9 protein-coding genes and 1 riboswitch are annotated in these 11,739 nt (G+C 76.7%); of the genes, 5 read left to right on the forward strand and 4 right to left on the reverse strand.

Annotated elements, in window-relative coordinates:
* The first annotated feature begins 161 nt into the window (after positions 1-161).
* Complete coding sequence (locus tag GC089_RS01385; protein WP_155376175.1) at positions 162-1,583, forward strand: UDP-glucose/GDP-mannose dehydrogenase family protein; 1,422 nt, start codon at positions 162-164, stop codon at positions 1,581-1,583.
* Positions 1,584-1,747: 164 nt separating this feature from the next.
* Here GC089_RS01385 and pgm read toward each other — a convergent pair whose 3' ends face one another.
* Positions 1,748-3,433 (reverse strand): phosphoglucomutase (alpha-D-glucose-1,6-bisphosphate-dependent), encoded by a 1,686-nt coding sequence (gene pgm / locus GC089_RS01390; protein WP_155376176.1) that lies wholly within the window; start codon positions 3,431-3,433, stop codon positions 1,748-1,750.
* Between the two features lie 378 nt (positions 3,434-3,811).
* Positions 3,812-4,783, reverse strand: a complete 972-nt coding sequence (locus GC089_RS01395; protein ID WP_155376177.1) for a diacylglycerol kinase family protein — start codon at positions 4,781-4,783, stop codon at positions 3,812-3,814.
* Between the two features lie 218 nt (positions 4,784-5,001).
* Here GC089_RS01395 and GC089_RS01400 point away from each other — a divergent pair, with 218 nt between their 5' ends.
* Together GC089_RS01400 and GC089_RS01405 are read left to right on the forward strand one after the other, a co-directional pair.
* Positions 5,002-5,823 (forward strand): DUF5926 family protein, encoded by an 822-nt coding sequence (locus GC089_RS01400; protein ID WP_155376178.1) that lies wholly within the window; start codon positions 5,002-5,004, stop codon positions 5,821-5,823.
* Between the two features lie 107 nt (positions 5,824-5,930).
* Positions 5,931-6,752: a glycosyltransferase family 2 protein gene (locus GC089_RS01405; protein ID WP_370514046.1), complete on the forward strand. Its 822-nt coding sequence runs from the start codon at positions 5,931-5,933 to the stop codon at positions 6,750-6,752.
* Here the strand turns inward: GC089_RS01405 and GC089_RS18310 are convergent.
* Together GC089_RS18310 and GC089_RS01410 are read right to left on the reverse strand one after the other, a co-directional pair.
* The gene (locus tag GC089_RS18310) at positions 6,724-6,969 is read right to left on the reverse strand and encodes a hypothetical protein (protein ID WP_196250778.1); all 246 of its coding nucleotides are present in this window, start codon (positions 6,967-6,969) and stop codon (positions 6,724-6,726) included. The genes GC089_RS01405 and GC089_RS18310 overlap by 29 nt on opposite strands.
* A complete protein-coding gene (locus GC089_RS01410) occupies positions 6,924-9,149 on the reverse strand; it encodes a hypothetical protein (protein ID WP_155376179.1) in 2,226 nt (741 codons plus the stop codon). Before GC089_RS01410 ends, GC089_RS18310 begins: the two co-directional genes overlap by 46 nt.
* 140 nt (positions 9,150-9,289) lie before the next feature.
* On the opposite strand from GC089_RS01410, the gene pheA reads away from it, so the two are divergent.
* Positions 9,290-10,246 carry a prephenate dehydratase gene (gene pheA / locus GC089_RS01415; protein ID WP_155376180.1) on the forward strand — a complete coding sequence of 319 codons (957 nt, stop codon included), beginning with the start codon at positions 9,290-9,292 and terminating at the stop codon, positions 10,244-10,246.
* 54 nt (positions 10,247-10,300) lie between these two features.
* A riboswitch (TPP riboswitch) is annotated at positions 10,301-10,411 on the forward strand.
* A complete protein-coding gene (locus GC089_RS01420) occupies positions 10,400-11,737 on the forward strand; it encodes an MFS transporter (protein ID WP_155376181.1) in 1,338 nt (445 codons plus the stop codon). It overlaps the preceding riboswitch by 12 nt.
* The last annotated feature ends 2 nt before the right edge of the window (positions 11,738-11,739 follow it).

Below are 11,739 nucleotides of genomic sequence, written 5' to 3' on the forward strand. Positions count from 1 at the left end.
GCCCGGTCGGCCGCGCCGTGCGCGCGGCCGGCCGGGGCGGTCCGGGTGCCCGCACCCCCTCGGGGTGCGCGTACCCCACCGGACGCCCGGCGCGTCCCCCCTCGCACCGACGCGGGGCGTCCTCGCGCGCCCCGCGCCCCACCCGTACCCGGAGGCATGCCATGACGACCTCACGCCCCGCCGCCCGCCTGACGACCGCCCGTCCCGTCGACGCACCCGTCGACGCTCCCGTCGCCGACGCGCCCGCCGCGTCGCCCGACGGCCCCCGTATCACCGTTCTCGGTACCGGTTACCTCGGTGCGACGCATGCGGTCGCGATGGCCGAGCTCGGTTTCGACGTGGTCGGTGTGGACACCGACCAGGGCAAGGTCGACGCTCTGCAGGCGGGCAAGGTCCCGTTCTTCGAGCCCGGGCTGCCCGAGCTGCTGGAGAAGAACCTGGCCACGGGTCGGCTGCGGTTCACCACGGACGTGGCGTCCGCGGTGGCGCAGGGTGATGTGCACTTCGTGTGCGTGGGCACCCCGCAGCAGCGCACGTCGCACGCGGCGGACCTGCGGTTCGTCGAGGCCGCGACGACGGCGATCGCCCGTCACCTGACGAAGGACGCGGTCATCGTGGGCAAGTCGACGGTGCCGGTGGGCACCGCGGCGCGTCTGCGTGGGCTGGTCGCGGCCGAGGCCCCGGCGGGCCTGGACGTCGAGCTCGTGTGGAACCCGGAGTTCCTGCGTGAGGGCAAGGCCGTGCAGGACACGCTGCACCCGGACCGCATCGTGCTCGGCGGGGTGTCCGCCAAGGCCGAGGCGGTCCTGCGTCGGGTCTACGCGACGCCGATCGGCGAGGGTGCGCCGGTCGTGGTGACCGACCTGCCGACGGCGGAGCTGGTCAAGGTCAGCGCGAACGCGTTCCTGGCGACGAAGATCTCGTTCATCAACGCGATCGCGGGTGTGTGCGAGGCGGCGGGTGCGGACGTGACGGTCCTGGCCGACGCGCTGGGTCACGACGTGCGCATCGGGCGGCAGTTCCTCGATGCCGGTCTCGGCTTCGGTGGGGGCTGCCTGCCCAAGGACATCCGGGCGCTGATGCACCGGGCGAACGAGCTGGGTGCCTACCGGGCGACGGCGCTGCTGCAGCAGGTCGACGAGATCAACATGGGTCAGCGTGAGCGGGTCATCGACCTGGCGCTGGAGGCCTGCGACGGGTCGGTCCTGAACAAGCGGATCGGTGTGCTCGGTGCGGCGTTCAAGCCGCTGACCGACGACGTGCGTGACAGCCCGGCGCTGAACGTGGCCGCGGCGCTGCACCTGCGTGGTGCGCAGGTCACGGTCTACGACCCCGAGGCCGGTGACACCGCCCGTCGCCTGTTCCCGACGCTGTCCTACGCGACCGGTGTCGAGGAGGCCGTCGAGGGCGCCGACGTCGTCCTCGTCCTGACCGAGTGGGACGAGTTCCTGCAGGCCGACCCCGCCGCGCTCGCGCCGCTCACCCACACGCCGCGCGTGATCGACGCGCGCGGCAAGCTCTCGGCCGCGCGCTGGCGTGACGCGGGCTGGCGCTTCACGGGTCTGGGGCGCGCCGCCGCCTGACCCCCAGGACGCGGGGGTGCGGTCCAGCCCGGTCCCCGCGGGGCTGGACCGCACACCCGCCACGACGTCCGCGTGCGCGCGCGCGTGACGCACCGAGGGCCCGATCACGTGCCGGTGGTCGGGCCCTCGTGTGTGCCCGGGGATCGTTGCCCCGGGCGACGCGGTCAGCCGCCCAGCGCGTCCGCCACGACCTGCTTCGCCTCCTCCTGCACCCGCTGCAGGTGCTCGGGGGAGACGAACGACTCGGCGTAGATCTTGTAGACGTCCTCCGTGCCGGACGGGCGTGCGGCGAACCACGCGTTCTCGGTCGTCACCTTGAGCCCGCCGATCGCCGCACCGTTGCCCGGCGCGGCCGTCAGCCGGGCGGTGATCGGCTCGCCCGCGAGCTCGGTCGCCGTGACCTGCTCGGCCGACAGCGCCGCGAGCGTCGCCTTCTGCTCGCGCGTGGCGGCGGCGTCGACGCGGGCGTAGTACGACTCGCCGAACCGCTCGACGAGCTCGGCGTGGTGCTGGGACGGGCTGCGCCCGGTCGTCGCGAGGATCTCCGAGGCGAGCAGCGCCGGCAGGATGCCGTCCTTGTCGGTGGTCCACACGGTGCCGTCCGTGCGCAGGAACGACGCGCCCGCCGACTCCTCGCCGCCGAACCCGACGGAGCCGTCGACGAGCCCCGGCACGAACCACTTGAACCCGACCGGGACCTCGAGCAGCCGTCGGCCCAGCGCGCCGGCCACGCGGTCGATGAGCGAGGACGAGACGAGCGTCTTGCCGATGGCGGCGCCCTCGGGCCAGCCCGGGCGCGCACCGCCGTAGAGGTAGGAGATGGCGACGGCGAGGTAGTGGTTCGGGTTCATCAGGCCCGCGTCGGGCGTGACGATGCCGTGGCGGTCCGAGTCGGCGTCGTTGCCCGTGGCGATGTCGAACGGTGCGCTGCCGCCCGCGCCGGGGCGCATCCGCTCGAGCAGGGAGGCCATCGCGTACGGCGACGAGCAGTCCATGCGGATCTTGCCGTCCCAGTCGAGCGTCATGAACGACCAGCGCGGGTCCACCGTCGGGTTCACGACCGTGAGGTCGAGCCCGTACCGCTCGCCGATCGCGCCCCAGTACTCGACCGACGCGCCGCCGAGCGGGTCGGCGCCGATGCGCACGCCGGCCGCCCGGATCGCGTCGAGGTCGATGACGTTCGCGAGGTCGTCCACGTACGACGACAGGTAGTCGTGCTTGCGCGTCGTCTCCGCCGCGAGCGCCTGCTCGACGCCGACGCGCGGGACGTTGCGCCAGCCGGAGCGCAGGATCTCGTTGGCGCGGTCCGCGATCCAGCCCGTCGCCTCGGAGCCCGCGGGCCCGCCGTGCGGCGGGTTGTACTTGAAGCCGCCGTCGCGCGGCGGGTTGTGGGACGGCGTGACGACGATGCCGTCCGCGAGGCCCGGGCCGGCGGTGCGCACGCCCTCCGAGGTGCCGGCGCCGTTGTGGCGCAGGATCGCGAGCGACACCGCGGGCGTCGGCGTCCAGGAGTCGCGGGCGTCGACGTGCACCTCGACGCCCGCCGCGGCGAGCACCTCGAGCGCCGTCGTCCACGCCGGCTCCGACAGCGCGTGCGTGTCCCGGCCGATGAACAGCGGGCCGTCGGTGCCCTGCCCGCGGCGGTACTCCACGATCGCGGCGGTGATGGCGACGATGTGCGCCTCGTTGAAGGCGCCGTCGAGGGCGGAGCCGCGGTGGCCGCTCGTGCCGAAGACCACGCGCTGCGCAGGGTCGTCGAGATCGGGCTCGCGGTCGTGGTACGCCGCGAGCAGGGCGTCCACGTCGATCAGGTCGGACGGCTGGGCAGGGGTTCCGGCGCGCGGGTCCATGTCCTGATCCTCCCGTAGGGGAGGGGCGCCGCGCACGCGGTCGCGCGGGTCGGTCGCGGCACGCCGGCGCGGCGCGACCTGGGCGGACGTCCGGATCACCGCCCCGACGGCGTGTCCAGGACCGTGCCGCCGTCACCCCTTCCCCCGGGCCTCCGTCCGGGCCGGTCCCACGTCCTGGGACGCGCCCACCGCGACCCCGTGATCGGACGCGCTGGCGGCTGCGCAGGCGCTCGGATCACGGGGTCACCGGGGCGCGGTCCCACGTCGTGGGACGACGGGGGCAGGCGGACGTCGGGCGACGCGCGAGGCGGGCCTGGTCGGCCCCCGGGACGGTCAGCGCTCGTGCGCGAGCGCTGAGTGCCGTGCCGGCGCCTGCCGTCAGCGCTCGTGCGCGAGCGGGTCCCGGGGGACGAACCGCCGGGGCACGCGCACCCGCAGTGCGCCGGCGTCGACGTGCACGACGAGCGGCTCGTCGGGGCCCACCCAGCCCGTCAGCTCGCCGTCCACGTCGAGCCGCAGCCGGCGGTCGGTGACGACGCGGACCTCCGTCCCGGTGACGTACCCCTTGTGCCCGAGCGGGCGCCACGGCGTCGTCGCCTGGTGCGCCGCGGCCGCGACGACCGACGCCGGGTGGGCGCCGCCCAGCGCGTACGCGACGAGCAGCCGGTCGTCGATGCCCGCGTCGGTGGCGATGGGCGTGCCGGCGTGCACCCGGCCGTTCGCGACGTTCAGCTGGTGCGTGCGCACGTGCCACGTCAGGCCGTCCACGGTCACCTCGGCGTCGAACGGCCGGTGCGTCGCGAGCGCGCGGGCCGCCGTGACCGCGTACGCCGCCCGCCCCAGCCGGCGCTTGAGCACGTGCGGCGTGCGGCCGGCGACCTCGGACGAGAGCCCGACGCTCACCAGGTTGGCGAACCAGTCACCGTTCGCGCGGCCCAGGTCCACGCTCACGGTGCGCCCGTGCGCGACCACGTCGAGCGCGGCCGCCAGGCGCAACGGCAGGTCCAGGCTGCGTCCCGTGTTGTTCGTCGTCCCCAGCGGCAGGTAGCCCAGCACCGTGGACCGGCCCGCGAGGTGGTCGACCACCGTGGCCAGCGTGCCGTCCCCGCTGCCGACCACGAGCATCGGCGGGTCGTCGGCCAGCACCCGGGGGAGCAGGTCGGGCAGCACGGCCGGGTCGTGGACGACGTGCACGTCGAGCACCGGCACGCCCCGGGCGACGAGCGCGGGCGCGATGCGGTCGTGCAGGACGGCGCCGCGCCGCGACCGCGCGTTGACGAGGACGACGGCCTCCGGCGCGCGCGCGGGTGCGGCGGGGGCGGTGGCGCCGCGGCGCGGGCGGGCGGGCATCGGGTCTCCCGGGCACGGGGGGGTGGACAGGTGTCCAGCCTGCCCGATCCACCCGGGGACGCGCTGCGCGTCGGCAGCGGGTGGACGGCCCCCGTGACGACGCCGCGCGCGTCCCGTCGCGACGACGCCGCGTCCGGTCCGTCGTGGCCTCGCCGCGTCCCGTCCGTCGTGGGCACGTGCGCCCGGTCCGTCGTGGCCACGACGGGTAGCCTCGGCGCGTGCCCGCCAACGACACCTTCGTCCTGCGCCCGTTCGAGGGCCTGCCCGGGGAGCCCGACTGGGTCGCCCTGCGCGAGCTCGTCCCCGCCGCCACGGCCACGGCCCGCACGACCGCCGAGCACGGCGCCCGTGACGTCGTCGTGACGACCGTCCTGCCGAGCTCCTGGCCCGCCCTGCACCGCGCCGACGGCACCGTGCTGCTCGCGCTGCAGACCGCCACGAGCTCGGGCGACGCCAGCCGCGACCTCGCCGCCGCCCTGCTCAAGGCGCTCGACGCCGAGCCCGGCACCGCGGTCGAGACGATCGGCCTGCCGACGCCCGGCCCGCGCCTGCAGGACGTGCTCGACCTGTCCGTGCCGTTCGAGGTCACCGTCCGGGACAGCTTCTCGTACTGGCTCGACCCGAGCACCGAGGTGACGTCCGAGGTGCAGGCCGCGATCGAGGAGGCCGACGCGGGGATCATCGACACGCGCCGCATCTCGTCGGTCGGCTCGGCCTACTGGTGCCGCATGGGGTCCAAGGAGTTCCTCCGCTGGGCCCGCGCCGAGGACGAGCAGGTCGTGCTCGACGGGCTCGCGCGCCTGCACGCCCGGCGCGAGTCCGGCTTCGAGGACGCCCGCTTCCTCGGGTACTTCCGCGCCGCCGGCATCGTCGTGCCCGTCTGGGAGCTGGCCCGCGGCTCCGAGGCCGAGGACGTCGAGGGCCCGCTCGCCGCGTTCGCGCCCCGGCTGGAGGAGGCGATGGCCGACACGAGCCCGCTCGACGCGAACGCCCGCCGTGCGCGCGCAGGTCTCGTCGCGCGGCAGGTCACGCTCCGCTGAACCCGTCCCCACCTGCGGCTCCGCCCCGCGGCGCCGCAGGTGGGACGCGCGGGTGCCCGGCCGCGTCGTGAGGCGGGCCGGTCCCGATCGTGACTAGGGTGGGGCGCGTGACAGCGACGGGGAGCGAGGCCGGCCGGAGCCCGGAGCCGGCCGGTGGGAGCCGCCCCCGCGCGCAGCGCCAGCGGCAGCGCGTGGCCGTGATCATCCCCGCCAAGGACGAGTCCCGCCGCATCGCGGCGACCGTCCGCTCGGCGCGCGCGATCCCCCACGTCGACCTCGTCCTCGTCGTCGACGACGGCTCGGAGGACAACACCCAGCACGTGGCGCGCGAGGCCGGCGCGGTCGTCGTCCGGCACTCGCACAACCGCGGCAAGGCCGCCGCGATGGAGACCGGTGCGGCCGTCGTCGCGATGCGCGACGCCCCCGACCGGCCGCCGCGCACCCTGCTGTTCATCGACGGCGACCTGGGCGAGACCGCCGTCAACACGGCGCCGCTCGTCCCACCGGTGCTCGAGGGGCTCACCGACCTCGCGATCGCGCTCCTGCCGCCGCAGCCGGGCGCGGGCGGTCGGGGTCTCGTCGTCGGTGCGGCCCGGCGTGCGATCGTCTCGATGACCGGCTGGACCCCCACGCAGCCGCTGTCCGGCATGCGCTGCCTCACGCGTGAGGCGTTCGAGGCGGCGACGCCGCTCGCGCGCGGCTGGGGCGTCGAGGTCGGCATGACCATCGACCTGCTGCGGCGCGGCTACCGCGTCCTCGAGGTGCCCTGCGACCTGCGGCACCGGCCCTCGGGCACCGACCTCAAGGGCCAGCTGCACCGTGCGGCGCAGTACCGCGACGTGCAGATCGCCGTGAACGCGCGCCGCGCGCGGGCGGCCGCGGGGTCGGTGCGCCGCACGCTCACGCCCGAGGTGCGTCCGCGGGGCTGACGGTGCCGGGGGCGGTGGTCGCCCCCACGGTCCCCCCGCCGTCGGCGACCGGCGGGAGGGCGTCGTTCTCGAGCCGCCACTGCGCCGCCGCGGCGACCAGGCACGGCACCGACACGGCGATCCCGAGCGCGAGGACCACGATGCCCGAGTCGTTCATGAGGAACCCGATCGTCAGGGCCACGCCGGTGGCGGCGATCGCCGGCCGCAGCAGGGGCACCGCGCGCTGCAGGCCCTCGAGCGGGGAGCCCTCGCCGAGGATCGCGCCGCGCCGGGAGCGGGGTCCGGCGAGCACGAGCCACGTGAGCGCGACACCCCCGATCGCCAGCACGAGGTAGCGCCAGGAGGTGAGCACGCGCAGGTTGACCGAGAGCTTGCGCCACAGGACGTCCCACAGGCCGCCCTCGAGCACGGTCGCGAAGAACCGGCCGAGGTGCGTCTGGTCGGCGACGGGCCGCAGCCAGTCCAGGTAGGCCAGGCCGAGCGCCGCTGCGGTGCCGGCGGCGGTGACGACCAGCACGAGCCGCCAGGACACGCGCCGCCCCGCCACCGCGAGCGCCAGCATCGTGAACGCCACGAGGATCGCGGGCGGGCCCCCGAAGTCCGCGCCCCACATCGGCGCGCCGTCGACCACCGCGAGCACCAGACCCACGAGCACCACCGTGAGCACCGCCGCCCCCGGCGGCCGCGGCGCAGCAGCGCGTCGGCGACCACCACGGCCACGAGCACGCCGGCCGCGGTGATCAGCGCGAACGCCTGGTTGCTCAGCCCGTAGAACCGCGCCGCCAGGATGCGGTGGGCACCCATGGGCGCGTCGATGACGAGGTTCGAGCCCGTGAGGGCGTCGACGACGAGCACGCCGACGGTCGTGCCCGCGACGACGCCCGCCGGGCCCAGCACGTGCCGGCGCCACGGTCCGGCCAGCGCGAGCGCGGTGATGACGGCGACCCACCCCACCAGCGCCCACCAGAACGCGGTCACCGGCCGGTCCGCCCGCCACCAGGGCAGCAGACCGACGAGGAACGACGCGACCGGTGCAGCGCCGAGCGCGAGCGCGACCACCTGGAGGACGCGCAGCGACGGCCGCAGGGGGCCACCACCGCCGGTGCGCGCGCGCCGCGTCAGCACGACCGCGGCGGCGACGAAGAGGGCGGCCTGGGAGAGCACCAGCCGCGCGGAGAACGTGCCGGAGACCCGCGTGACCGCGGACGCCTCCTGCTGCGCGTCGAGGAGCGCGCCGACGCGTGCCGCGCCGGTGTCCGGGCCGGGGACGGGCCGGATCCTGGCGCCCGGCAGCGCGGGGGCGTCGTCCGCGAGGCCGAGCAGCGCGAGCACCGTCGGTGTCACGTCCGTGCTCTGCACGACGCCCGCCTGGCGCGTGGAGCCCGAGGCCAGCAGGTTCTCGTCGTAGACCGTGCCGTCGAGCCCCGGGCCGGTGGCGGCCGCGAGCTGCAGGACGACCCGCCCGGAGTCGGCGAGCGACACGACGAGCACGGTCGCGTCACGGTTGCCGAGACCCTCGAGGACCGCCGCGACGCGCTCGTCGACCGAGACGGCCTGCTGCGCGCGTGACGGCTCGACGATGGACTCCGAGCCCGGCAGGTCGGGGACGGTGGGCGCCCCACCGAGCGGTGCCTCCTCCTCGACCGGTGCCGGCCCGGCGGTGGCCGTCGGGCCGCTCGAGGGCAGGCGGGGTGCGGTGGCGTACCCGGGGTCGCGGATCTGGCCGGCGTCGACGACCAGCAGCGCGGCGCCGCCGGCGGCCGACTCGCGCACGAGCGCACGCAGCGCCGCCGGTGTCGACGGCCCGCGCAGGTGCTCGCCGACGGGCACGCCGTCCGGGTCCGCGAGCGCGATCGCCGCGCCGGGCCCGATGCCGACCGCGGGCGTCCCGGCGGCGGCGAGGACGCGGCCGAGCGTCCCGGGCCGCGCGCCGTAGGACTCCCCGGCGGCGGCAGCGAGGTAGTCGTCCCACCCCGGCACGGTGCCGGCCTCGCCGGGGTCCCGCAGGGTGCGGCACGTGCGGTCCTCGGCGGGCAGGTCCGCCGCGCGCGCACCCGCGGACACCGCGAGCCAGCCGTCCGCGGGGCAGGCGCGCGACCCGACCGAGCGGGCGGCGACGGTCCCGACGGACCCGCCGCGGGACAGCTCCCACAGCGCGGGCGTGGTCAGGGAGCCGACGTCGTCCCAGCGCAGCCCGGTGACCCCGACGAGGACGACGGGCCCCGGGACGGGCGCCTGCGCGGCGCGGACCGGGTCGGTGCCGGCCGGGTCGGTGCCGGCCGGGTCGGTGCCGACCGCGGTCGCGGGTGCCGCGACGCCGACGCCGAGCACCGCGACGAGCACCGCCGCGAGCGCCGCGAGCAGGGCGGGGACGAGGGCGCGCAGGGACCGGGGCACCGCCTCAGCCTACGTGCGCGCACTAGGCTCGCCGGGGCCGCACGGGCGGCCGCGGACGCGTGCAGCGGTCCGTCGGGGCGCGGGTGCGCCCCGGACGCGGACCGGTGCGGCGCGACCGCCGGGCAGCAGCGGGAGGGGCGATGGGCGTGCCGCGCTACGCGTACCTGGGGCCGGCGGGGACGTTCACCGAGGAGGCGCTGCGGCGGGTCGCGTCCCCGGACGCGGCGCAGTACCTGCCGCAGACCGACGTCGGGTCGGCGATCGCCGCCGTCCGGGCGGGCGACGCCGACTACGCCGTGGTGGCGATCGAGTCGACGGTGGAGGGCGGCGTCACGGCGACGCTCGACGCGCTCGCGACCGGCGACCCGCTCGTCGTGCTGCGCGAGGTGCTGGTGCCGGTGCAGTTCACGCTCGTCGCCGCACCCGGGACCGCGCTCGCGGACGTGCGCCGCGTCTCGGCGCACCCGCACGCGTGGGTGCAGTGCCGGCGGTGGATCGCGGCGCACCTGCCGGGGTCGGTGCACGTGCCCGCGACGAGCAACACGGCGCCCGCGGCGCTGCTGGTGGAGGCGCTCGCGTCCGGTGACGCCGCGGGTCTGCCGTTCGACGCGGCGCTCGTGCCGCCGTCCGCCGTCGCGACGTACGGGCTGACGCCGCTGGCGGAGCACGTGGCGGACAACCCGTCGGCGCTCACGCGGTTCGTGGTCGTCGGGCACCCCGGCGAGGTGCCGGCGCGCACGGGTGCGGACAAGACGAGCCTCGTCGTGCACCTGCCGGACAACGAGGCGGGCGCGCTGCTGGCGATGCTCGAGCAGTTCGCGGTGCGCGGCGTGAACCTCTCGCGCATCGAGTCGCGGCCCATCGGCGACGCGCTCGGCCGGTACTCGTTCTCGATCGACGCCGAGGGGCACATCACGGACGAGCGGATGGGCGAGGCGATCATGGGCCTGCACCGGCGCTGCCCGTACGTGCGCTTCCTCGGGTCGTACCCGCGCGCCGACGCGGTCGCGCCGACCGTGCACGTCGGCACCGCCGACGAGGACTTCGTCGAGGCACGCGCCTGGCTCGCCCGCCTGCGCTCCGGCGGCGCGGTCTGACGTCCCGCCGTGGACAGGTCGCGGCCCGCCCGTGACCCGCCGCTAGCATCGCCGGCACCACCACACGGGAGCCCGCACCAGCGGGCTGAGAGGACGGCTGTCGGGCCGTCGACCGTTCGAACCTGTCCGGGTCATGCCGGCGTAGGGAGTGCCATGCCTGACGTGCGTCCTGTCCTGCCCACCGAGCCCGCGGCTGAGGCCGCGACGTCGCCCGCCCCGCCCTCCGCGGGCACCGCGGCGGCCGCCGACCCCGCCCGCGCGGCCGTGCGCGGCGGCGTCCTCGGCAACTACGTCGACCAGTTCGACATCTTCCTGCCCGTCCTCGCGCTCGCGCCGGTCGCGGCGGAGCTCTACGGCACCCGCGCGGTCGTCACGTACGCCGGGCTGGTCTTCGTCGCGACGCTGGTCGGCCGCCCGCTCGGCGCCGCGCTGCTCGGTTCGCTCGCCGACCGCGTCGGCCGGGCCGCCGTCGCCCGGGCCAGCATGCTCGGTCTCGGGGTCACCACGCTGCTCATCGCGGCGCTGCCGGTCGCGGCGATGAGCCACGAGGTGGTGCTCCTCGCGGTGGTGGCGCTGCGGTTCGTCAGCGGCGTGCTCATCGGCGGCGGGTACACCTCGGCGGTGCCGCTCGCGATCGAGTGGTCGGCGCCGCGCCGGCGCGGGTTCGTCAGCGGGCTCGTCATGGCGATGTCGCCGGCGGCGAACGCGACCATCGCCACCCTGGTGCTCGTGCTGCTCGGCGCGCTCGGCAGCGACGGGTACGCCGCCTGGGGGTGGCGCGTGCCGTTCGTCGTCGGCGCGGTGCTGGCGTTCGTCGCGGTCGTGCACTTCCGCCGGCACGTGCGGGACACGCCGGAGCGCGCGGCGGCGGCGCCCGCGGCCCGTCCGCTGACGTCCGTGCTGGTCGGTGCGGAGCGGCACCGGCTGTGGCGGCTGCTGGTGCTCATGACGGGGCTGTGGCTGTTCACGAACATGGCGGTGGCCGTGGTGACGTCGCAGCTGGACGTCGTCGCGGGGCTCGACGGGCGGGCCGTCACGCTGACGATGCTCGTCGCGACCGCGGTGTCGGCGGTCGCGATGGTCGCGAGCGGGCACGCGTCGACGCCCGTCGGCCGCCGGCGGTTCCTCGTCGCGTTCGGTGCCGGCGCGGCCGTGCTGGCCCCCGCGACGTACCTCGCCGCGTTCGGCGCGCCGGCCTCGGGTCCGGCGCTGGTCGCGCTCGTCACCGTGCTGCAGGTCGTCACCGTCTCGGCGTACGGGCCGATCGGCGCGCACCTGGCCGAGCGCTTCCCGCCCGCGGTGCGGTCCAGCGGGTACGGCACGGCGTACTCGCTGTCCATCGTGCTGCCCGCGCTCTACCCGTTCTGGCTGCCGCCGCTGCAGCAGGCGTGGGGCGACGTCGCGCCCGTCGCGGCGGTGCTCGCCCTGGGCGGCGTGCTCGTGGCGGTGGGGGCGGCGGCGTCGCCGGGGGAGGCGATGGCGCGGGACTGACG

This window comes from Cellulomonas sp. JZ18, assembly GCF_009720485.1.
Taxonomy (GTDB): Bacteria; Actinomycetota; Actinomycetes; order Actinomycetales; family Cellulomonadaceae; genus Cellulomonas.

What these genes read in the sequence shown, in the direction of transcription:
- GC089_RS01385 (WP_155376175.1), top strand. Translation starts at nt 162, where the DNA reads ATGACGACCTCACGCCCCGCCGCCCGCCTGACGACCGCCCGTCCCGTC.
- pgm (WP_155376176.1), bottom strand. Translation starts at nt 3,433, where the DNA reads ATGGACCCGCGCGCCGGAACCCCTGCCCAGCCGTCCGACCTGATCGAC.
- GC089_RS01395 (WP_155376177.1), bottom strand. Translation starts at nt 4,783, where the DNA reads ATGCCCGCCCGCCCGCGCCGCGGCGCCACCGCCCCCGCCGCACCCGCG.
- pheA (WP_155376180.1), top strand. Translation starts at nt 9,290, where the DNA reads ATGGGCGTGCCGCGCTACGCGTACCTGGGGCCGGCGGGGACGTTCACC.
- GC089_RS01420 (WP_155376181.1), top strand. Translation starts at nt 10,400, where the DNA reads ATGCCTGACGTGCGTCCTGTCCTGCCCACCGAGCCCGCGGCTGAGGCC.